Annotated in this window: 22 protein-coding genes; 13 read left to right on the forward strand and 9 right to left on the reverse strand. The window is 70.2% G+C overall.

The window, feature by feature from the left end:
* Positions 1 to 293 precede the first annotated feature (293 nt).
* From ACZ5C2_RS37730 to ACZ5C2_RS37740, 3 genes are all read left to right on the forward strand, one after another.
* On the forward strand, positions 294 to 683 hold the full coding sequence (locus tag ACZ5C2_RS37730; protein WP_468801379.1) for a hypothetical protein: 390 nt from the start codon (positions 294 to 296) through the stop codon (positions 681 to 683).
* Positions 684 to 916: 233 nt separating this feature from the next.
* The gene (locus tag ACZ5C2_RS37735) at positions 917 to 1258 is read left to right on the forward strand and encodes a hypothetical protein (RefSeq protein WP_468801381.1); all 342 of its coding nucleotides are present in this window, start codon (positions 917 to 919) and stop codon (positions 1256 to 1258) included.
* Positions 1255 to 1929, forward strand: a complete 675-nt coding sequence (locus tag ACZ5C2_RS37740) for a nucleotidyl transferase AbiEii/AbiGii toxin family protein (protein ID WP_468801383.1) — start codon at positions 1255 to 1257, stop codon at positions 1927 to 1929. Before ACZ5C2_RS37735 ends, ACZ5C2_RS37740 begins: the two co-directional genes overlap by 4 nt.
* Before the next feature lie 8 nt (positions 1930 to 1937).
* Here ACZ5C2_RS37740 and ACZ5C2_RS37745 read toward each other — a convergent pair whose 3' ends face one another.
* Positions 1938 to 4634 carry an ATP/GTP-binding protein gene (locus ACZ5C2_RS37745; protein WP_468801384.1) on the reverse strand — a complete coding sequence of 899 codons (2697 nt, stop codon included), beginning with the start codon at positions 4632 to 4634 and terminating at the stop codon, positions 1938 to 1940.
* Between the two features lie 178 nt (positions 4635 to 4812).
* Here ACZ5C2_RS37745 and ACZ5C2_RS37750 point away from each other — a divergent pair, with 178 nt between their 5' ends.
* Both ACZ5C2_RS37750 and ACZ5C2_RS37755 read left to right on the forward strand, forming a co-directional pair.
* The gene (locus ACZ5C2_RS37750) at positions 4813 to 5136 is read left to right on the forward strand and encodes a hypothetical protein (RefSeq protein WP_468801385.1); all 324 of its coding nucleotides are present in this window, start codon (positions 4813 to 4815) and stop codon (positions 5134 to 5136) included.
* Positions 5137 to 5275: 139 nt separating this feature from the next.
* Entirely contained in the window at positions 5276 to 5593 is a 318-nt protein-coding gene (locus tag ACZ5C2_RS37755) for a hypothetical protein (protein WP_468801387.1), read from the forward strand.
* Between the two features lie 51 nt (positions 5594 to 5644).
* Here the strand turns inward: ACZ5C2_RS37755 and ACZ5C2_RS37760 are convergent, their stop codons facing one another.
* From ACZ5C2_RS37760 to ACZ5C2_RS37780, 5 genes are all read right to left on the reverse strand, one after another.
* On the reverse strand, positions 5645 to 5983 hold the full coding sequence (locus tag ACZ5C2_RS37760) for a hypothetical protein (RefSeq protein WP_468801388.1): 339 nt from the start codon (positions 5981 to 5983) through the stop codon (positions 5645 to 5647).
* Positions 5984 to 6146: 163 nt separating this feature from the next.
* Positions 6147 to 8021: a zeta toxin family protein gene (locus ACZ5C2_RS37765; RefSeq protein WP_468801389.1), complete on the reverse strand. Its 1875-nt coding sequence runs from the start codon at positions 8019 to 8021 to the stop codon at positions 6147 to 6149.
* A gap of 55 nt (positions 8022 to 8076) precedes the next feature.
* Positions 8077 to 8508 carry a DUF4357 domain-containing protein gene (locus tag ACZ5C2_RS37770; protein WP_468801413.1) on the reverse strand — a complete coding sequence of 144 codons (432 nt, stop codon included), beginning with the start codon at positions 8506 to 8508 and terminating at the stop codon, positions 8077 to 8079.
* Between the two features lie 397 nt (positions 8509 to 8905).
* The gene (locus ACZ5C2_RS37775; protein ID WP_468801390.1) at positions 8906 to 9859 is read right to left on the reverse strand and encodes a hypothetical protein; all 954 of its coding nucleotides are present in this window, start codon (positions 9857 to 9859) and stop codon (positions 8906 to 8908) included.
* 271 nt (positions 9860 to 10130) lie between these two features.
* On the reverse strand, positions 10131 to 11297 hold the full coding sequence (locus tag ACZ5C2_RS37780; protein WP_468801392.1) for a hypothetical protein: 1167 nt from the start codon (positions 11295 to 11297) through the stop codon (positions 10131 to 10133).
* Between the two features lie 138 nt (positions 11298 to 11435).
* Here ACZ5C2_RS37780 and ACZ5C2_RS37785 point away from each other — a divergent pair, with 138 nt between their 5' ends.
* Together ACZ5C2_RS37785 and ACZ5C2_RS37790 are read left to right on the forward strand one after the other, a co-directional pair.
* The gene (locus tag ACZ5C2_RS37785) at positions 11436 to 11858 is read left to right on the forward strand and encodes a hypothetical protein (protein WP_468801394.1); all 423 of its coding nucleotides are present in this window, start codon (positions 11436 to 11438) and stop codon (positions 11856 to 11858) included.
* Between the two features lie 140 nt (positions 11859 to 11998).
* Positions 11999 to 12841, forward strand: a complete 843-nt coding sequence (locus ACZ5C2_RS37790; protein WP_468801396.1) for a hypothetical protein — start codon at positions 11999 to 12001, stop codon at positions 12839 to 12841.
* 64 nt (positions 12842 to 12905) lie between these two features.
* Here ACZ5C2_RS37790 and ACZ5C2_RS37795 read toward each other — a convergent pair whose 3' ends face one another.
* Together ACZ5C2_RS37795 and ACZ5C2_RS37800 are read right to left on the reverse strand one after the other, a co-directional pair.
* Positions 12906 to 13883, reverse strand: a complete 978-nt coding sequence (locus ACZ5C2_RS37795) for a hypothetical protein (protein ID WP_468801398.1) — start codon at positions 13881 to 13883, stop codon at positions 12906 to 12908.
* Between the two features lie 174 nt (positions 13884 to 14057).
* Positions 14058 to 14762 carry a GNAT family N-acetyltransferase gene (locus tag ACZ5C2_RS37800; protein ID WP_468801399.1) on the reverse strand — a complete coding sequence of 235 codons (705 nt, stop codon included), beginning with the start codon at positions 14760 to 14762 and terminating at the stop codon, positions 14058 to 14060.
* A gap of 381 nt (positions 14763 to 15143) precedes the next feature.
* Between ACZ5C2_RS37800 and ACZ5C2_RS37805 the strand changes: the two genes are divergently transcribed.
* The 3 genes from ACZ5C2_RS37805 to ACZ5C2_RS37815 all read left to right on the forward strand — a co-directional run bounded on the left by ACZ5C2_RS37805 (position 15144) and on the right by ACZ5C2_RS37815 (position 17750).
* Entirely contained in the window at positions 15144 to 16508 is a 1365-nt protein-coding gene (locus tag ACZ5C2_RS37805; RefSeq protein WP_468801401.1) for a hypothetical protein, read from the forward strand.
* Positions 16509 to 16604: 96 nt separating this feature from the next.
* The gene (locus tag ACZ5C2_RS37810; RefSeq protein WP_468801403.1) at positions 16605 to 17030 is read left to right on the forward strand and encodes a hypothetical protein; all 426 of its coding nucleotides are present in this window, start codon (positions 16605 to 16607) and stop codon (positions 17028 to 17030) included.
* Positions 17031 to 17195: 165 nt separating this feature from the next.
* Positions 17196 to 17750 (forward strand): hypothetical protein, encoded by a 555-nt coding sequence (locus tag ACZ5C2_RS37815; protein ID WP_468801404.1) that lies wholly within the window; start codon positions 17196 to 17198, stop codon positions 17748 to 17750.
* Between the two features lie 66 nt (positions 17751 to 17816).
* On the opposite strand, the gene ACZ5C2_RS37820 is transcribed toward ACZ5C2_RS37815, so the two are convergent.
* Positions 17817 to 18809, reverse strand: a complete 993-nt coding sequence (locus tag ACZ5C2_RS37820; RefSeq protein WP_468801406.1) for a DUF4238 domain-containing protein — start codon at positions 18807 to 18809, stop codon at positions 17817 to 17819.
* Positions 18810 to 18998: 189 nt separating this feature from the next.
* Between ACZ5C2_RS37820 and ACZ5C2_RS37825 the strand changes: the two genes are divergently transcribed.
* From ACZ5C2_RS37825 to ACZ5C2_RS37835, 3 genes are all read left to right on the forward strand, one after another.
* Entirely contained in the window at positions 18999 to 19832 is an 834-nt protein-coding gene (locus ACZ5C2_RS37825) for a hypothetical protein (protein ID WP_468801408.1), read from the forward strand.
* A 126-nt stretch (positions 19833 to 19958) separates the two neighbouring features.
* Positions 19959 to 20732 (forward strand): hypothetical protein, encoded by a 774-nt coding sequence (locus ACZ5C2_RS37830; RefSeq protein WP_468801410.1) that lies wholly within the window; start codon positions 19959 to 19961, stop codon positions 20730 to 20732.
* Positions 20729 to 21091 carry a DUF6919 domain-containing protein gene (locus ACZ5C2_RS37835; protein ID WP_468801411.1) on the forward strand — a complete coding sequence of 121 codons (363 nt, stop codon included), beginning with the start codon at positions 20729 to 20731 and terminating at the stop codon, positions 21089 to 21091. The genes ACZ5C2_RS37830 and ACZ5C2_RS37835 overlap by 4 nt, the downstream gene beginning before the upstream one ends.
* Positions 21092 to 21321: the final 230 nt, after the last annotated feature.

Here is a 21321-nt window from a genome sequence, read left to right on the forward strand (position 1 = left end):
CGTTCGGCTACCTCACCCCGGCCGAAACCAGGCAACGGCACCAGCACGCTCTCGCGGCATAGCGATCACGTGTCCGAGATCACGGGGAAACTTCAGTCGTTCTCTTGGACGACGACCCCTACGACTACGTCGGGGACGAGCCGCCGGTTGACGAAGACGTCTACAGAGGCCGATGAGCCAGCTCTCTTCAGACGTCCACTCCATCTGCCTCGACCGTCCTCGAGCAATCGAAGCCACGACGTGGGACACCAAGAGGGGCATCAACTGGCTTACTGCGTGGGCAAGATGAGCGCATGACCTTCGACTGGAAGATTCCCCCGTGGCAGCGGAACGAGGACTCTACGCACATGGCCGCCATGCTCACCGACGCGGGTGGTGGGCAAGTCGCCCTCACCACGGAGAGCGTCCGTGGTGACAACGCCACAGAGGCCCTCGCCGACCTGCTCATGGGGCCAGGCGGCGCAGGCGGCGCGGTGCTGCTGCCCAGCCTCATTGCCGTGGTGGTCCGGCGCGGCATCGACGTCATGTGGATGGCCCAGCCGCCGATCCAAGTGGCGGCAGCAGGCGACGGTGAGTGGAACATCGCCGTTGAAGGCGCGGACAAGGACGACGTGACCGCGTTCTCCGCGAAGGACACGCGCGACCTGCTCGCCCGTCTGCAGGCTGCCTACAGCGCCGGGTAGACCGGTCGCCTCAGAGACGCCCTCGGGCTCGCGTCCGCGATTCGCGGGCGCGAGCCCGTTCCATGAGCCTCGCAAGCCAGAACGGTTGATCACCTTGGAACAGCGCGTGAGCAGCCGGCTGGCCGGAACCCTGAGGACAGCCGGGGGCGGCAGGCTCGGGCCGGCCGCGCTGGCACATGACCGGCTTGCCGTGATTGACGATGGGTCCTGCTGCGAGGGGCCATACTGAAGCCGTGACCGTGCACCCTGCCGCCGCTTCCCGCTGGGCTCATGTGGCCGAGCGTCTGCCCGCACGCCTCGACGAGCTGTCCGGGCCCGCGACCGGGACGGTCGAGCTGCCGTTGCATCTGGCGTGGTCGGGGCTGAGGAGCTTCGAGGTGAGCGACGAGAAGCTGCTGCTGGGCCTGTACCGCATCGTTCTCACGAACGGTCTGCGCAAGGACCTCACCAGCTACCTCAACGCCGAACTGCTCGTGAGGCACTGGCCGCGGCTGCGGATCGCCTTGGGCAAGCCGGTGCGCACGTGCTGGGAGCAGCGTTTTCCCGAGCTGGTGGCGGCCGCCGCTGCGGCATGAGACTTCCAGACCTGCACCGGCGCCTGCTCAGTGACGCCCTGGACAGCGGTCATGCCTACCGGCTGGTGCTGGCCGGCGGCTATGCCATCCAGGCTCATGAGCTGGTCAGCCGCACCAGCCAGGACCTGGACCTGGCCACCGACGCTCCGGCGGGCATGAGCGAGATCACCAGCGCCGTTGCTGCTGGCCTTGAGGACAAGGGCTGGGTGATCCGCATCGTCGAGGTCGCCCCGCGCATGGCCCGTCTGCTCGCCACCGAAGCGGCAACCGGCGCGTCCTGCGAGCTGGACATCCTCAAAGAGATCTTCCACAGGCCTCCCACGCAGACGGATGCCGGGCCCACGCTGTCCCGGGACGACGCCGTGGGACTGAAGGTCCGTGCCCTGCACGACCGCGGCTTCCCCCGCGACGTCATCGACGTCTTCAGCGCCCGCGAGCTGTACACCATCGGGGAACTCGAGCGTCTGGGCGCGCAGCACGACGAGGAGTTCGACCTGGAGGAACTGCACGGCCGGCTCGAAGCGGTCGACTTCACCTCCGACCGCGAGTACGCCGCGTATGACATGAGCCCCGTCCACATCGCTGAACTGCGCGCCTGGGTCCGGCACTGGCTCGACGACCTCGGGCTGCGCCTCGCGGAGCCGTACGCCGAGGACGAGGACGGCGACTGAACCGGCCGTCACTGAGCGCCGTGCAGGTGGTGTTGGCGTGCGGTGACGAGGGTGCGCCAGCGGGTCCGGACGGTGGGTTCGTCGTCGAGCCAGCGTATGGCGGGCCCGGCGGGCTGGGGCAGGTCGCCCATGGCGGCTGCGATGTGGCGGTAGTAGGCGAAGTCACCGTTCGCGGTCGCCTCGTGCAGACGGTCGATGGTGGCCGCCAGGTCGTCCTGTGCGCCGCGCACGGCGTGGTGGAAGGCGAGGGCGGTTTCCAGGAGCGGGGTGAGCCAGGCGAGTCCGGCGACGGTGATCTCGGTGCGCAGCACGGTGGCGCGGTCGGTGACGTCGCGGTCGGTGCCGGCGTCGCGTACGAGAGCGGCGACGCGGGCGAGGAGGGTGGTGGCGCGCTGGTCGAGGTGGGCCAGGAGCTGGTGGGCGAGGGCGAGTTCGTCGTCGGCACGGGCCGGGTCGGCGAAGGCGGTGACCAGGGCGATGTGGGTCTGGGCGATGGCCCGCTCGCCCGGGGCGTCGTGCTGTTCGGCTTCGGTCCGTGCGGCTTCGAAGGCGGCGGCGGCGCGGTCGATGTCGCCGTGGGGCCAGCGGATGTGGCCCAAGACGCGGTGGTGGCGGCCTTTCCAGCCCAGGGTGGGGACGGCGGCGAGGGCGGTGGGGAAGTCGCCGCCGATGCGGGCGAGGTTGGCCAGGCCGCGGCGGGCGCGCACCGCGAGCCGGCCGCCGGCGTCGGCGACCTGGCGCATGCCGTCCGCGGCGGCGTCGGTGCGGCCGAGGTCCTTGTGGGCTTTGGCCCGGTAGTACAGGGCGAGTTCGGCAAGTTCGCCGGAGAGCAGGCCGGTGCCCAGGACAGCGGTGAGGCGCTCTGCGGTGCGGTCACGGTGTTCGTGCTGGCGGCGGCCGATGGCGACGAGGAGTTCGGCCAGAGCGTCGGCGGGCGTGTCCGGGCCCGGATGCGGGCCGGTGCCTGACGCGGAGACCAGAGCGTGGGTGGGCGGGGCGAGGGGTTCCCACACGGAGTCGTCGGTGTAGGCGAAGGCGGCGTCGGTGAGCCAGCTGAGGTCATCCAGGCGGTGGTCGCGGGCCAGGCGCAGGCCCTGGCGCAGGCACGCGACGAGGAGGGTCCGGCCGGGGACGTCGGCGCGGCCGTCCTGCCGCTGCTGGCCGAGGGCGGCGAGAGCGCGTTCGGCGGCCCGGTGCCAGTCGGCGGGGGTCCAGCGGTCCTCGGTGTGGTCGTCGGCAGTGCGCAGTGCGGTGCGGATGGCGCCGTGGAGGTGGTAGGGCCAGATCGCGTAGGGGTCTTCGGTGATCATGGGCCGTTCGATGAGCCTGCGGGCCGCCGCTTGGTGGGTGAGGCCTGCGGCGTGGGTGGCCAGGTCCAGGTCGAAGGCATCGAGCAGGCTGGCGCTGCGCAGGACGTGGCGCTCGTCGGCGGTGAGGTCGGAGAGGGTGCGGGCGATGAGGGCGGGGAAGGTGTGGTCGAAGTCGGCCGGGTTGGGGGTGCGGCCGGTGCGGCGGATCTCCAGGAAGCGGGCGACGGCCAGGTCGAGGTGGAGCGGCAGGCCGTGCGAGCGCTGGGTGATGACGGCGCGGATGTCAGGGCTGATCAGCGGCTGGCCGTCGTGGGTGAGGCGGTGGGCGAGGTAGGTGTCGCAGTCTTGTTCGGAGAAGTCCCCGATCAAGTGCTGGCGGGTGCCGCCCTGCCCGGCGGCGCGTGCCGGCTGCCCCACCTGGGGGGCCAGGCCGGGCCAGGCTGCGGGGCCGGTGTAGTCGAGCTGGCCTTGGAGGGCGGTATCGGCCCACTGCAGACGGTTGCGGCCGCTGATGACGAAGAAGCAGTTCGGCATGAGCCACACGAGGCGTTGCAGGAGCCGCTCGGCGTCGCGGTGGCGGTCGCTGGTGTCCTCGAAGGTGTCCAGCAGGAGGACCGGCACGGCGGCCTTTTTCGCGGGCAGGCGGCTGATCTCCCACGCCAGTAGATGCGGGTAGAAGGAGAGTGCTTCCAGGTCGGGTTCGGCCTCGAGTAGAGCGGCGGTGCGGGCGCAGCCGGCGAGGGCACGCGCCCGTTCGCGGCGCTCACGCAGGGCCTGTACGAGCGCAGTGGTGACCTGCCCGGCCGCCGAGCCCACCAGGCCGGGCAGTTGCAGGGCGCCGATGGCCTCGCTGACCGCGGCCTGCAGCTGCCCGGGCAGCATCTGTCCGAACTTCCCCACCAGGCCGGTGCGCCGGACGTACTCCTCCAGCGGCTCACCGGGGTGCTGGGCATCCCAGTAGCGGCGCAGTGCGAGGTCGAAGCTGGGCAGAGGGCGGCCGACGGTGGCAGCCAGGGCGAGACGGATCGTCAGCACGACGCGCTCGAAGTCCGAACCGGTCGATGCCGAGCGGGCCAGGTCGATGCGGATGGGCAGGATCTTCTCGCCCGCCCAGGCGGGGGCACCCCAGTGCACGGGGCGCTGGTCAGATGCGGTGAGCGAGGATTCGAGTTTGCGCAGCAGGGTCGACTTGCCGACGCCGCCCACCCCGTGAAACACGATCACGTTGTTGCGGGGGGCTTCGAGGTCCTCAACGTTGAAGGCCGGAGCGGCGATGTGCCGCAGGTGCTCCTCGATGGCGGTGGCGACGAGATCCCACTGGTCTTGGCGGTTGGTGAACGCCTCGTTGCTGCCCACGGGGTCATTGGAGCTGAACAGCGCACGAAGGTCGGTCATGTGGTGTGTCCCCCCGAAGTGATCACCTGCGGTCCCAATTTATGCTGCGGGCGGTGGTCGGCGGCAGCCCCGGCGGGATATGCAGGCCGAGAGGAGCCGGTGATGGACTGGTTCCCGCCCACGCCGGACAATGATCTTTTCGCCGTCCGGTTCTCAACGCGCCTCGAGGTGGTTCTCCGTGCACGACCCCGCATCGTCCTCGCCGGACATGCCGCCAGAATCGTCGGGACCGGCTTGGGATCCGGACGGCGGCGACGCCGGGTATGAGATGGCGCACGAGATCGTGGGGAATGTCATCGCCTGGTACAGCCGGCAGCTCCTCCTCGCGCGGCGCTCCGGGGACGAGCAGCGCCTGGAGGAACTGAAGGCGCGGCGTCAGGAGTGCGTGGAGGACCAGAACCGGCTGAGGGAGGCCGGGCCTGAGGAGATCGCGCGCATCGCCGCCGTCTATGCCGCACGCCTGAAGGAGCTGGAAGCCAGCGAGTCGGAGCCCGAGTCGTAGCTGCGGCGCCACCGTGCCGTGCGATCCGCTGCAGAGCTCGCTGTGGTGGAGAAGCTCGAGTCGGCGGGTGCAGCGGCGTGGACATCGTGCTGGTCACGCCCGGGCAGCTGCCCGAACTGCGGGGCTAGAGTCTGCCGTCATGACCGCAGTCCCGTTCCCCTTTGCTGCCGCCCCGGACGGGTGGCGAGTGGCGATCAAATGCCCCGACGACGGCATGATTTTGGTGATGCCCATCGTCGGCTGGGCCACCCCCGTCGACGGCATGCGGCGAGCCAATGACCAACTGGCCGTTGAGCCCGTCATCCTCTTCGACAATGTCGGCGAGCCGCTGATCACCACTCTCGCTGACACGCTCAATGATTGGACCGACGGCGAAACACTGCACCAGATCATCGCGCCAGGCTTCGAAGTCCGCGAAGTGCCAGACGGCTGGTCAGTGCGTGAATACGGGGACTGACCACGCAAACGCCCGCCCCGGGGTGGGGCGGGCGCTGGACGACGGGCGGCGTCAGTGAAGTCCGCGACGGTGAGCTTCCCGACGGATCCACGCTGCTTGGCGGCCGACCCGCTCCGCCCGCTCACGTGCATCGCCGACGAGATGATCCGGAATCGACCTTGGTTTGCCGTTCGGCTCAAGCAGCAGATCCGCTTTGTGGGTCAGAGGCAGCATGTCCGCGCTGGCGTAGCAGTCCGTCCAGCCGATGCTGTGGCCTGACGGTGGGCATACCCGGTCGGCGTGAGTGGTGGCCAGTAGGTGATGAGCGGGCTCGCCGCCGAGATCCGTCTCGTGCGGTTCTGGCAGAAGGCGAGCGATGAACTTCGCGGCGTTGACGCGGCGTATGGGCACGAGTCCTCCTGGACTCTCCGGCGGTCGTACCTCGACCGCGCAGGCCCCGCGCCTACCGATCAAGCTACCGCATGCCGCTGACAGCCGCCGGCATCACTCGACAGGGTTCCGCAGTAGCTCACGTTCGAGGAACTCGTGGACCCAACGTCGTGAGAGGCCATATCTAGGCGGGCATGGGGAGCGCGGCCACGGGGGCGTGCGCGTCGAGCCGGTGCGGCTGCAGGGTCGGGGGCATTAACGGGCATGCCAGCATTCCGATCGCGATGAGTTCGTCGCGGTACTGCGGCATCGCGGAACGCAGCCAGCGCTGGGCGGCACAGAACCGCGCGGCTTCCTTGGTGGTGTAAGGGCGGGACTGCTCCGCGACCAGGGCGAAGGCGGCGGCGGGGCGCCGGGCCCACCGTCCCTTCGTGGTTTGTTCGTTGCGGTAGAGGACGTGGGCGTCCCGCCGCATCACCGTTACCGAGTCGACCGCGGACAGCTGCTCGGCAGCCGCCAGGACCTCGGGGAGGACGGCGAAGTGAGTGTCGTGCCCGGCGGCGGTGGTGAACCGTGCGGGCACGCCTCGCTGGCTTACCGTGGCGTAGCGGACGGCCGTGCCCTGCCGGGAATCGGCTGCGCGCACGGCCAGGACCAGCAGCTCCACTCGGTATCCGGCCTGCCGGTACAGGGACGCGCTGGTGACGAAGGCTGTGGCGTTTTCCGGGGTGATCTCGATGACCACGTCCCCGCGCCGCTCGCGCACGTACGCTTCGGCCTGAGCCTGCCAGGCCCGGTAGTCGGCGCGGATCCGCGCGGAGGCCGTGCGCGGCTCCTCACGCAAGAGCTGCAGGTAGTCCGGGTGGGAGAATTTGAAGTCGTCACCCGTGATGTGGGCGGGGCCATCGCGCAGGGTGCGTCGGACCATCTGAGCGGCCCGGGTCTTGCCGGCGCCGGGCTGGCCCATCACGTACACCGCGACGGGTCTGTCCTGCGGTGTGATCCGTCCCAGCAGCGGAACGATCAACTCGTCGAAGATCCAGCGGTGTTCCTCTGCGGAGAGCCGGTGGTAGTCGACCCCGGGAGGCTCCCGGCGCGGCTGGGCGGTGCGTCGCACCGGCTCGGCCAGGGCAGCGGCGCGTTCGGTGTCGCGGCGGACCGCCAGCGTCCAGTCCTCGGGCAGTCGGGGATCGGTCAGGCGCCGATCGGCGTCGGCGAGCTGACGGCGGAACCTGCCCGTCTCCCTGGCGTCCCAGGGGCGCCTGCGCTCAGCGAGCACCGCGCGTGCCGCGCCCGCCGGGCGGCACCATTGCCCGGACGCAAGTTCGTTGTCGTACACGGCCTCCAGTGCCGTCTCCGTGGAGCGGCGGACGACGAAGACCCGGTCCGCCAAGTGCGCGGCCTCCACCATGCCGAGGGTGTCGACCAGGGCGGCAGCGCACTGGTCGTGGTTGTCCCAGGAGACGTACCGGGCCCGGCCCTCCTGGGCAAGGCGCAGGTACCGGTCCAAAATGCCGAGCTGGCTGACCGCCTCGGGCACGGCCAGGGCCACCAGCTCGACGCGGTAACCCGCCTGCCGGTACGCGGCCATCCCGGCCAGGAACTCTTGCGGGTGGGCCAAAGGCGCCTCCACCACCGCGTCATACCGGCCGGCTCGCACCCGAGCCTCCACTTCGGCCTGCCACCGGTAGGTCTCCGACCGCACCCGCACCCCAGCGGTCCGCACGTCCTCGCTGAGCAACTCCGCGTAATGGGGGTGGATGTTCTTGTAAGCGTCGCGGTCCACCCGCACCGCGCCGCCCCGCCGCTCCAGCGCGGCGTGCACCAGGTCGACGACCAGCGTCTTGCCGCTGCCTGCCTGCCCGGCGACGAACACCACTGCCGGGCGCACCGGTTCCGGCTGCGGCACTGCGCCGCCCAGGACGCTGGGCAGGACGGTTCCGGTCAGGACCTCCTCGGACCAATCACCGGCCGACAGTGCGCCACCAGACGCGGCGGGACCCGTGCCCGGCGGCTGTGCCTGCGGCGACGCGGGACGGGGACGGTGCGGCGCGCTCACGTACTCCTCCACGAACGAACTGGTGAAAGCGGTGTAGGGGAGCCCCGGCTCCGGCCTAGGCCCGAGCCGACGATGAGTCCTGCTGCAGCTGCTGGCGCAGCGCATCGAGGGTGCGGCCGTCCGCGGTCCGCCACAACACCCACCCGTTCGACGCCGTGCCGGTGACAGCTGACGCCGCCTTCGATGGCGAGGTGTACGGCACCGACTGGCCTTCGACGATCAGCCGCCCATCAGCGGTCACGGTCGCCACGGCCTCCCGGCCCGCCCGCCGCTGCTGGAAGGACAGCGTGTCCCCGGCCTGCAGCAGCCCCTTCAACAGCAGCTCAGCCAGCGGGCCTTGCGGGGCCACGGCACGCCCGGGACCGGAGGCATCACCTTCTGTGGCCCCGTGGGGCGCGAGGTCGAGAGACAGGGTGATGTGGACGGTCTCTTCTGGCCCCGCGGCGGCAAGGCGGGCGATCAGGGACGAGTCGAAGTGCAGGCTCACGGTGGGCAACGCGGGTCTCCTCTGAACGACGCGACACGACCATTGACCACTCTACTGCCAAGCGCTCAGCAGTGCTCCGGCTGAGAGTGGTGAGGAGAAGTCGTCGGGCCTGCGGCCCTGTCGGCGCCCACCCCCTACGGCGCTACCGTGGAATGCGTTGCCCTCAGGAACCCGCACGGGCTCGCGCTGCCGGTTCACGACGCGGCGTCGGCGAGACCCGCCCCTGTGGCACCGGCGCCTACGCCTGAGCCCGCGCCACGGTCGCCGCCACCCGGCCCGCACCGCCGCGAGCCCGAAGGCAGTGCGCTAGACCCCCGAGACGTGCAGAGGCCGGTGGGTGCCTGCCTACCAGGCAGGCACCCACCGGTAGTTCGCCATGGGCTGGCCCTAAAACGCCCTACCAGGCAACTTCTTCTGCCGACCGCTGATCAGTCGGGCGTTCGGTCGTGGCCGAGTCCGGGGCGGTACAGGGAGCAGGCGGAACGCACTTCGCTGAGCAGAACCGTGGCGGAACACTCGGGTCCCAGCCGTAGGCATTGAGGCGGCCGCCGCAGGTCACGCAGGCGCCGCCGACGACCTTCCAAAGACGCTGTGCTTCGGTACGCGCCACGTTGTGCAGGCGAAGACGCTCACGTTCGATCGCGTGCTGCATGGCCAGTGTTTCCTCGTCGCTCCAGAACATGTCATCGAGCGCATCGGGGGCTACGAAGAGGGCATCGAGCAGAGCCTTGCTGACGCGCTCGTAGGTGCCGTTTGCGGTGGCGGCCCTGATGATCAGGTCTGCTTCCGCGCTGCCTTCACGACGGTCCACGTCACGGCCGGCGTCTGTCTTGAAGCTGTACGCCCAGTCCTCGGTCATGGAGACCAGAGCGTCGCCGCTGCAGTCCGGGAGGTGGCTGGAACAGTGGAGGAGGGCCCAGCCGGGCTGGTCGCTACGGCAGGCGGGTGTCTGGCACAGCTCCCTGGCCATCTCTTGCGTGAGGATGAGCTGGAAGCGGCGGTTGCCGCAGACGACGACTGCTTCTTCCAGAGGACTCATGGACTCCAGCGTGAGGCGTGCGGAGCGTCCCTCTTGCGCTAGTGAGCCCGCGAGTTCGAGAACGGTGCCGTAAGGGACGGCGCCGCCGAGCAGACGGGAGTGGAACACCTCCGGCGCGAGTTCGGAGTCGTAGCCCCAGTCGACGTCTGCCGGGGCAACGGTGGCGCACTCGGTCAGCAGCTGGGAGAGCAGGAAGCCCTTTGGCTCCCGCTCGGTCGCGGCAGTCATCTCACGGGCGGCCTGGGTGTAGCGGCGGCCGGTTTGAACCTGCGTCTCGCGGATCGCGGCCTTGCGCTTCTTGTCCCTCGTCATGACAGTCCTTCCGCAGCATGCCCACGCCCATGCCGCAGCAGGAGTCATCACGTTTAAGGAGAGATGCCGCGCGAGTCGGAGACCCTTGTCCGCTTGCCGGGCGCGTGGGTGCGGTTCCGGCCGGGAGTCTGACATGGCCTGGCATGCGCGTGATGCCGCACCATCGGCGGCAGCGTAGCGCATACGACGTACGAAGGAGCAGTCAACGCCCGGGCTCAAACGGCGCAGTGCCGGGCGGGGCCAAGTCCGGAGGGCAGGGCGCACCGCATGCTCACACCCAGAAGGGGCCGCCCCGCTCGGACAGGACGGTGGGGATCTCAGCGTTCGCGAGGACGGACTGTCGCCATGAAACGACGTCGGCGAAGTCAGTTTCGTCGAGACCCTGCGGGTCGTGCTCCCACTGGGACAGGTGCTCAACGACCGCGGTGAGGATGGTGACGTCGTGGGCGTCCGTCGCTGCCTCCGCGGCGTGTAGGGCGGCCACGGCGGCGAGGGCCAGGTGCTCGCTCAGCAGCATCACCGGGGCGTTGCCGTCGATTCCCTGGTCCAGCGCGTCACACGCCTCCTGCACGTTGGCGGTCTCAGCCGGTACCCGTGCCAGTGCCTCCGACAGGACCTGGGCTTCGGCCGTGTTGAGCGGGACGGTGCTGCTGTCGCTGAAGGCGTGGTGGAAGACGCGCAGAACCACGTCGGCGAGCCGCGGCTTGGCACGCCGGTCGAAGAGGCAGTGCGCGCACAGCCAGGCCATGGCGACGAACGGCTGGCGTGGACGGGGCATCCGGCCGATGAGCTCCCCGGCCGCCACGGGGGCGGCGCACAGGCTGCAGGACGAGTCCACCGGGGCCGGCTTGGTGTGGATGGGGGCCGGCAGGCCGCCCGGCTCGATGGCCTGCGGAGTCACGTACGCGTAGTAGGTCTCGGGGTCCGCCAGCCAGGCGGCTGCCTGGATGCTGGCGTCGCGCAGCTGTTCGTCGGTGGCCTCGGCACGGCTGGGTGCATCCATCCAGTCGTTGAGGCGTTGCTGCACCAACGGGATGTCGGCACGCAGCGCTTTCGCGAGCGGGCCCACGTAGGTGGTGAGGAGGCTGCGCAGCTCGGCGCCGTGCAGCTTGTTGACGTCGGTGCTGGAGACGGCAGGTCGGCCCGTGGGCCTCGACGAGGGGTCCTCAAGCCACTGCTCGACGTAGGTGAGGGCGGCCCCGAGCTGGGACAGGGAGATGCCCTTTCTCGTCTTCACGCTGATCGACTCGTTGATGAGGGTGTTGACCGTCCGCCCGTGCTGGCCTGTGGCGGAGGCGAGCTGATCGACCCGCCAGTTGAGCAGCTGTCGGGCCTTGTTCTCGGACAGGAGCGTCACCGGCTCGCAGACCCGGCACGGGACGCCCAGCGCGCTCGCCGGCTGCTGAGCCGGAGGCCTCGTCTCTATGACAGGCCCCATGCCACGAGCCGCGGGGGTGACGCGCGGGCCCAGTGCGCCGGGCGGTTCTCAGTCACGGAAGACGGTTTGACGCCGAAGATCGCCACTCACCGGGCGATGACGGTTCGGGCGGGCGAAAGGGCGGGTACCGTCGAAGCCATGACGACGCATCAGGGGGAGGAAGCGGCCGCCGGCCGGGCCGTCGACGAGGCGGAATCCGCACGGCGGGCGCTGAAGGCCCAGCTGTCGTGGGACCACCCGGAACAGGAGCCCGGCAAGCCCTGTCCGTGCGGGAGTTCGGACGGGCTGCACGGCGAGGCATGCGACTGTGAGGACGGCGCGGTCCTGATCCACGCCATGCGCCTGCCGGGCAGCACTGAGGACGTCACCGTGTGGGAGGACACCTTCGCCTGCACCCACGGCTGCAACGAGTACACGGAGACGGTGACACTGCCCGACGCGCCCTGGGGCGTACGAGAGCAGGCGGTGGACCGGCGCGGCCTGCCCTATGAGCGCATCCGCCTCTTCCCCGGCATCACGCACCCGCAGGAGGACCTGCTGCCCGGCTTCGGCGTCGCGTGACGCGCTGTTGCCTGCTGTCCTGCCGGGACGAGCACGGGGGACGTTCCGCCACCGTCGGCTGACAATCCGGCGCGCCGCGGGGCCTGACCGTATGCGCGTCCAGTAGTTGATGGTGCAGACGTGTAGAGGCGGGAGTTCAGGTGCCGAAGAAGAAGCAGAAGAAGCGGTCACGCCGCGCGGGACGTCAGCCGGTCGCGCAGCGGGAGTTGGTGCCCCAGCCCCGGATGAGTGACCCCGCTGAAACCGCCAGTCCGGCCGACGACTTGGAATTCTGGGAGCCCGAGCCCGCGCCGGAGTTCTCGCGCGGCGGTGCCGCGGTGGACCTGAAGTTCGCCACCGGAACGATGCCGGCCGTGCGACTGGGCTTCGGCGAGCTGTTCGCGCAGGAGCGACGGGGCCCCATCCGTGAGGGCTGGGGCTACACCGTGGAGCTGCCGGCCGTACTGGAGCTCCTGGAACGGATCGGCGACGGACGGGTTACCGCGCACGATGCCCGCAGCGTGCTGCTCAAATCAGTCGACCTGCTGTACGACCCGCTCCGGTGCTGGGAGGCCGAAGACCCTGACGATCTCCGCAATGCGTGCCTGGAGACCGGGGGATGCGTGCTGTGCGAGAAACACCGCTCGTGGTTCGACGGCCTGCTGGCCAAGGCGGACGACCGCTGGCAGCGGCTGCAGCAGCCGGAGAAGTATCCGTTCGCCGCGGGCCGACAAGGCCTTCACGAGACGTCCTGCTCCGTCGTCAGGCGTGAGATGCCGTCGGACTACGTCCGGCCGACGGGCGAGGACTACGTGGTGGCGTTGAACGCCTTCAGCCACACCGGCGACCCGCACAGCTCCAGCGAGGACTTCGAAGGATCGCGCAACTATCCCCGCTTTGAGGTCATGACCCCCGAGGAAGCCCGGGCCTGGATCGCCGAGCGGACCGGGCCGAAGGGCGGCCGCAACTACAAACGCTGCCAGCGGTGCGCCCCGGCCCTGTGAGCACGGGCGGCCCTGCACCGATGCCCGGCTGGTGACGGAAGCCCATCGGCTGGCCGGTTGAGGGCTACGAGGGCTCCACCAGTTGCCCCGTCTTCGTGGTCTTGCACTGGAAGAGGAAGAACGGTCCGCCGAGCTGCGACAGCACGGTGGGATGTTCGGTGAGGGCGATCGTCTGCTGCCTGAAGCGCCAGCCCGTTCCGTACCGCGAGGGCTGCAGCTCTGCCGGGTTGGTCTCCCATTCGGCCAGGTGCTGGACCAGGGCGGCGAGCATCCCAACGTCCTGCGCCGTCGTGGACGGCGAGGCGGGAGCCTCCTGCAGCACCGCGACGATGGTGTGCACGGTCTGGGTGCTGATCCAGGTCGTCGGCTTGCCGTCGGCGACGCTGGTCCGCAGCCGCACCAGGGTGTTCTCCAGCGGGTCGGCCGTCCACGGCTTGCTGTTCGCGAGCGCCGGATCCTCGGTCAGCCACTCCAGCAGCACGCCGCACTCGATCCCGTTCAGCCCCACCCCCTCGCCGGCGAACAGAGCGTGGAAGAAGCGCAGTAGCACGTCACGACGGCGCGGCTGCTGGCGCCGCTGCACCAGGCAGTGCCAGCACAGCCAGCCCATCGGGATGTAGGGGAGTTCCTCCGGGGACGGCGTCCGGCCGATCAGATCGCCGACGTTGTATCCGTTGCTGCACAGTCCGCAGGCACCCGCAGCACTGGCCGGCTTGACCGACCGGGGCCGGGGAAGGCGGCCGATGCCTGCCGGCCGGTCCACTCGGGTGACGCGTCGCAGGCGTGCACGGTAGGCGCCCTTGCCTTCCTGCTCGCACACGCGGAGCTCTCGAAACACTTCCCGCAGATCATGGTCGTCGGTGTCGGACAGCCGGGGCAGGTTCACCAGCTTGAGCAGACGGCGCCGCAGGACCTGCGGGTCCTCACCTACGGTTGCGGACAGTGCATCGGCCGCCTTGGCGACCTGTTCCCTCAGCTCGGGCCCGGACAGTTGCGACTCGTTGCCGCGCGGGAGAACTTCCTCGACTCCGAACAGGGTCATCAGCTGGGTCCGTCTCTCTCCGCGGGCTCTTCGCCCACACCCTGCACCCGCTGCCCGGGCATCGTTGGACGCCGCCACCCGTTCGATGGAGCAGCAATCACCCAGTCGGCCCAACGCTGCGGCTGGTCCGCCGTCGGGCCGGCGGGTGCTTGGGCCTGAGGCGTGGGCTGGGGGCTATGCGCCGCGGGGAACGAACAGGTTGCGGCCGGGCAGGAATTGGGTGCCTGCTGGGATGTGGGTACGGGAGACGAGGCCGGAGACCATCGGCTCGGGGTAGCCGGGGACCATGCGCAGCCGGACGTTGCCCTCCAGCGGCTTGAAGGAATGGATCATGCCGGTGTGGGCGGGCTGGGCGATCAGGGGGCCGGGGGTGTGGATGACGAGCTGGGCGCCGTGGGCGTACCCGAGGCGGGCGTAGAAGTCGGTCAGTTCCGGCTTGTGGTCCATGGTGATCAGCCCGAAGCCCTGGCGAGCGAGGTGACGCTCGGCTTCGGCGATGAGCGCTTGGGCGATTCCCTGGCCACGGTAGGGCTCGTCGACGGCGACTCCGTGTACGGTGCCCAGCCGGTTGATCAGGGCGGATTGGTTGTGCTCGCCGGTGATGCCCGGATGGGTGACGATCCAGTCCGGGGGAGAGGCGGTCAGTGCGCCGGCGACGGCGCCGTCCTGGTGCTGGGCGACCAACAGCAGGGCGCGGCCGTGGGAGAGGGGGCCCTGGGGGCCTCGTAACAGGACGGTGCGCGAGCTCTCGAAGGGTGCGGGGTCGTCGGGGTCTGCGAGGGCAAGGATGCGCATCATGGCGTCCTCGTCTGAGAAACGGGCGGCGCGGACACGGAACGGCTTCGGCTGGGCGAGGGGCTTCTTCTTCCGCTTGGCCACCGGGACTTCCTCCTGCGAGTGAGGGACGATGCCCCCGAATTCTGCGGGGCGCTGGTGTTGCTACCCAGGTCTCACAGCGGGCGATGCGCCCGGCAGCTGATCGGCTGGAGCGGAAGGCCTGTGGGGGAGTGCGGTTGGTAGGGGCAGGCTGCGCGTGTTCCGGCCAGAGAGCACAGTGCCGGCCGAGGTGAGCCGGGAGCGGGCCAGCAGGCTCGGACCAGCATCGCGGTGCCTCTTCGCACCCTTCCACCCCGTGGCGTGCCGTCCGACGCGATGTGGCAACTTCCCGCCAATCCGCGCGACTTGGGTTAGCTGTAGAAAGCGAAGCGGTACGCTGTAGACATCTACAGCACTACAGCGGGAAAGGACACAACACACCTCGTGTACACGCTGCGCCCCCTGGCCAATGGCCTGCGAACCGACCACCCCGTCCCCGACCTGCCGTTCGTCGACGACTCCCACATCCCCCTCGACGACCCCCGCGAGCTCGAAGCCGTCGGCCGCAAGCGCGGCGACGGCATGTGGGGCCGCTACGACCTCGAGCGCACCGCCGGCGGATGGCGCGCCTACACCACCGACCCCCAGCGCAACGAGTTCGCCTGGTGCGTGCGCTACCACCCCGACCACGGCCGGACGGTCCTGCTCGTGCGCGACGACGACGCCAACGAGCTGCACGCCGCATGGCACGGCGGCCCGCTGCTGTTCCGGGCCGGCGGCTACTGGTGGGACGGAGCCACCTGGTACCGGCCCGGCCAGATCTGGGACGCGGCCGACGAGGACTTCGTCCGCACCCCGGTCCCGGCCGCGATCACCGTCACCGCCGACCAGCTCCTGGACGCCGCCGCCCACCCGAACGCCGGCCACCTTCTGAAGGTCACCTCCTTCGACCCGGACGCCGCGCTCGCCGGACGGTGGAGCGACCACCTCGCCCTGTGGGCGAAGCACCGCACCGACCGCGAAGGCGACTTCCCGACCGGGCAGTGCGTGGTCCAGGTCTCCGCTCCCGAACTCGCCGCCGACCAATTGCTGGGCGTCACCGAGTTCGCGGGCCTGGCCGGCATCGCCGCCTCCACCCTGCGCTCGTACGCCTCCCGCGGCGAAGGCAACGTCCCCCTGCCTCAGGCCACGGTCAGCGGACGCAGTGCCTGGTCTCGCCCGGTCGCCCAGGACTGGGTCACCCAGCGCAGCCGGGAGAACGTCGCGGCCGCGGTGGCCGGTCCCGACCCCGACGCCCTCCCCGCCGGTGTGAGCGACCTGCGGGAACGCCTCTCCGCCAAGTTCCAGGCGCTGCTGTGGGGGCGCCCGCAGACCCGCAAGCGCTGGGTACTGCGCCACCGCAACGAGCCGGACGTGCGCAAGATCTCCGACGACCTCGCTCTGCACGTCGCCACGCGCCTGGACGACATCATCCCCACCGACCACCTGGCCGCCACCATCCGTCACGCCGTCCTCGACGAACTGGCGGAACAGCACGGCTGGGACAGCGATGAAGGCGACGACCGCACGCACTTCTACGCCCTGACCACACCCGTCGCCAAGACCCTGGACTGGCTCATCCGCCACCACCCCGACTACGGCCAGTACGCCATCGGCGACATCGTCCGCGAGGCCCAGAACCGTCTCGAGATCCCCCGCGACGCCGTCGCCGACACGCTGCTGCGGTCCCTGTCGATGGACGGCAAGCTCGACAGCGCCAGCCTCAACGCGTACCTCGACCTGGCGCTGCCCCCGGAGAAGACCGGCTGACGCGGGAGCGTCGGCAAACGGCGGCCGCCCGTACAACTGCCGCGCCCGCCGGCCCGCACCGCGAGTCCACCACCCGCGACTGACAAGGAGGCCCCCGTGCTTGACCGGTTCGCCATCGACGACGGCCGACACCTGCTGGAGATCGTCATCGACGAGGACGCATCCGCCGCCGCAGGCGAGGCCCAGTACCGTGCCGACTGCTCCTGCGGCCGGATGCCTCACCGTCCGGCAGGCACCCGCGACCAGGCCCTCGCCACTCACATCGCCCACGTCAACACCCGCATCGGCCCCTCCAAGGGCCCGGACTGGCTCCCCCTCGGAGCCCGCCTCGCCCTGCTCTTCCTGGGCTGCATGGCGCTGTGGGCGGGGTCCTTCGTCGGCGCCCTCCAACTGGCCGACGCCATGCACCTGACCGGCTCCGGCGCCGCAGGCGCACGGGTCGCGGGCGTCCTGACCGGATTCGCTGCCGCCGGGTGCCTCATGGTCGCCGTCCGGCGCTACATCGCACCCACCCGCGCCTGATACCGCACGCCGCACGGCGCCCGAAGCCATCGGAAGTGGCTTCGGGCGCCACCCCGACTCTAGTTAAACCCTCCCGCTCAGCGCGGAATTGATTTCAAGGAGTAAGGGGCAACTTGCTCCGCGCCAACTCGCCCGCCTCCCCAGGAGGCCCGACAGGAGGACACCATGCCCTGGTACCTCTGGATGCTGCTCGGCGCCGTGGTCTACATAGGACTCAGCTACTACCTCACCGAATCGCTGATCGCCCTCAAGCCCAAGCCCCCGGAGACCTGCTCCTGGTGCTCCAGCGCCTCCGGGCACACGGTCACCGGCCACTCGTATGCGATTTGCCGCGGCCCCGTCGACGCACACCTCGCCGAAGAGCGCCGCCGCGCCGACCAGAAGTTCAGGCAGGACCGGCGCACCGAGAACGCCCAGCAGCAGGCCGCGGCCACGGAACTCGAACGGGCCCGGCAGGCCAGCAGGTTGCGGATGCTCCAGATCGGCACCATCACCACCCGCACCGGCCCGCGCGGCAACCAGATCCACGTCAGCGGGTGGGCCTTCGACTCCCTCTCCGGTCCCTACAGCGGCCCCAGCAACGGCACCCTGCAGTCCTACAGCGGCACCGGCGCACCCGAGAAGACCTGCGGCTGGACGATCCAGGAGCTCCACGCGGTTGCCCACGGTGGCGCCTGCCAGTGCGACGTCGTACGCCTCGCCCGCAACGCACAACGATGAAAGGCCCTCGCCCACTTGGCGACGGACTCCCCCGGGGGGCCGCCGGTCAGCGGCCCCCGGCTCGGCTCACGCCGTCCGGGGGATCGGCTCGCTCGACGGGCGGTGCTCGCCGAGCTTCCGGATGATGAACGGTCGCAGGGTGCTGCCCGGACGGGTGTAGATGTAACGGCGTGCGGCGCAGATCTGCAGCGCGTTCAGCTCGTCGACCTCAGCACGGGACGCCGACAGGTACGCCGGGTTCGGGCCGATGGACAGCACGTACCTGGGGCTGATCGGCAGAAGGACCGAGTGCGCGTCGCCGATGGCCATGTTGTACGAGACCATCGGGCCGTCGCGGCGCATGGTCAGCGCCGGGTTGTCGCCGATGAGGAACTCGCCCTGCTCGGGGCGCAGGATCTGCACGGCGTGGCCGGCCAGGAGGCTGCGGGCCTTCGCGAACGAGGCCTCGATACGGACCCGGAACAACGCGCCGCTCTCGTACGCGTCGGCCATGGGCGCCAGGACGCGTTCGGCGTGCAAGGCCAGGCCCTCCCGGCCGGTGATGAGCAGGCCCGTCTTCTCCCACGTCGCCAACTGCAGCAGGACCTGGTCCTCGTTGAGGAATCGGCGGAAGCGTTCCTGGTAGAAGGCACGGAAGATGAATTTGTGCAGGTCGCGGTAGTGCTGCGAGCGCACCCAGTGCAGGGCGATCACGTCCCGCAGCAATGCGACCGTGTCAGGTTCGTCCAGAGCGGTGCCCGCGGCGACAGAGGCGAAGGCCTCGGGCAGGTGCTGTTCGACCTCGTTCCATGTCTGCTCGAGGGAAGCGGAGGCGAAGGGCACGAAGTCCTCGATCCACCCGACGCCGCGCGGGGTGCGGGCCTTGGGCATGCGCTGCGGATTGCGCAGGTCGTGCGGCTGCACGTGGAGGCCGGCGGTGTGCCGGATGGGCGTGGCGAACTGAGCGAGCAGCACCTGCGAGACGAGGTGCTGCCGCTTGACCGGTGCGTCGGTCTCGGAGGCGAGTTCGGCGATGCGGGCCATGTCGTCGCGTCCCGCAGGCGGCAGTTGTGCAACCACGCCCCAATGGTCCCAGGTGGCTCCGCGTGGCCGCCTGCCTATTTGGAGGCTCTGCGGGACAAGGGGCGCCGGCGGAGACAGGAGGGCTTGGCCCCTTGACCCTTCCAACTGAAGGTGTATTATTAATTTTAAGAATCAAGCGGCAACTTGGTTCCTCGCCAACCTACTCGCCTCCCTCAAGGGGATCGCATGAGCATCGGAACGGTCAGCACCCAACAGCCCACCCCGGCCACACCCTCCGCCGTCGGCGACCTGATCTTCGTCTACGGCGGCCCTGGCCTGGTCACCCGCCTGGAAGGATGGGCCCTGAGCGTCCTGGAGATGTGGTTCGGCGACGGCCCCGAGGCCACCCGCAAGCGGATGGTCGCCGTCTACCGCAACGCCCGCGGGGACCTCGACATCGCCAGCTACATCTCGCCGCTGAAGGCCGTGGAGCAGGCATGGCATCTCGTCAACCCCGCCGACCGCATCGTCAACGGAGGCCCCCGCCGCGGTGCGAACGGCGAGCTGCTGCCGTCCCAGAGCCGCAGGGAACTGGAAGCGGTCCGCGACTCCGGCAAGTACACGTCGCATGCCGGCGCGGTCGCCGTCTACGGCATCCCCAGCACCGCGCAGCGCTCCCCGTCCGCCGACGCCGACTGGGTGCATGAGGTCCCCACGGAAGCCGCGTTCCGCGCGGCACGCGGCGGAATGTACCGCTGGTACGAGCCGGACGCGGCCCCCGACGACCAACCCGCCACCAGCGAGCCCGCCGCCAAGAGGGGCACGGCCGCCAACCGGGCGGGCGGCAGCGCGTACGAGAAGACCCTCGCGGCCGCCAGGAAGACCGGCGCCCGTCACGCCGACGACGCCGGACTGATGGCCCTCTTCTGCGCGGACACCCTGCAGCACGTCGCCGGTGCCGTCTCGCCCCAACTGGTCTGGGAGGGAGCGCAGCGGCGCGGCCTGTCCACCGCCGACCTCGTGAGCCTGTGCAACAAGGACGCCCTGGCGGTCTCCGACCTCCAGTGGACGACCGACTGACGCCTCGCGCGGCCACCAGGCCACCGCACGCCGAACCACCAGCTCATCAGCGCCCTTCCGAGCACGAACCGAATCGCCCCGGCCGCCCGGCCGGGGCGGCACCCACGCTTCTGCGAGGCGATTGCGATGACCACCCAGACCACTCCTTCGACCACGCCCCGTCGTTCCACCCGCGCGGACCGCCCCACGCCCCTGACGCTCGCGCGGACGCGGCGTACCGGCAGCGCGCAATACTGCCTGCCGGCCTGGTACGACGAGCACCACGTCCGCCAGTTCGCGACCGAGTTCCTGAGCCGCTCCGAGGTCGAAGCGACGATCCGCCGCTACCTTGAGGTCAAGCGGGACAGCGAGCCCCTGCGGCACATCCCGGCCAACGAGGTGACCCGCGAGCAGTGGCAGTCGATGTGGGACGCGGACGACGAACTGAACGTCCTCTACCGACGGCTCGACCGCGCCTGCGCCCTCATCTACCTGCCGAACGGACACCGGCCCGAGCACCTGGACCACCTGGCCGAGGCCTACCGGATGGGCAAGATCCTGCCGGGTCCACGCCAGCCCGTACCGATGCCGGGCGAGCTGCTGGTCGAGCACCACAACAGCCTGGGCGCCTCCTTCAAGCCGCTGTGCCGGATCCGGGAAGGCGAGCGCGTCGAGGCCACCGTGACGATCGCGGCGGTTCGGCGGTTCGGCGGACGCGTACGTCTGCTGCTTGAGAGCCACGACGGAGAGACGGCACACGCCCGGGTGTCCGCCAGCCGCGTCACCGCGGCCGAGCAGGCCCTCGCCCGCTCGCTCAAGGTCGGCGACCAAGTGCTGGTGCGCGGCTACATCGAGCAGGAGCCCGCCCTGCGCCCCGGCGTCAAGAGCGTCGAGGTCGGCTCGATCCGGGCCGAGGCATGAGCCCGGCGAACTCCCTGCTGCCCTTCGCCGCCACGCGCTCCACGTGGATGGCGGAGGGCACTTCACCCACGTGCGGATTCGGGACAGTAAGGAAGGCTCGAGAGGCGCTGACCGGGTGGTGTTATGGCGTTCGCAGGCGCCGTACCGAGGTCCGGGCCTGGCAGGAGGCCCGCACGTTCGAGGACATCGCGGTCCTGACGGCCCACTGGCTGCGAGGCCTGATGCTCTGGCACCCCAACGGTCACCACAGCGGCCCTGATCCGGAGACGATGCCGCTGGTGGACGTGCTCGCGGCCGCCAACCTTGCCGGGATCCTCACCGACAACTCCCAGCCCGGTGAACTGGCCGAGCTCCAGTGAACTTCCGTGGCAGCAGCGCGCTTTCGTCACCACGTTCGTCGCCGACCCGGCTCTCGCCCGGGCCCTGTGCGCACGGGCCACCGAGGCCGGGCTGGTCGTCCGGGCGTATCGGCCGGGAAGTCGTGTCGACGAGCGGGGGGGGTGCCTCTATGTCTTTCGTCAAGGCGCCCAGGTTTGGTTTGGGGTGGTTTGACTGGCTGGGTCATGCGGCGAGTTCGACGTCCTTGGGG

The sequence above is a fragment of the Streptomyces sp. NPDC031365 genome, from assembly GCF_055569765.1.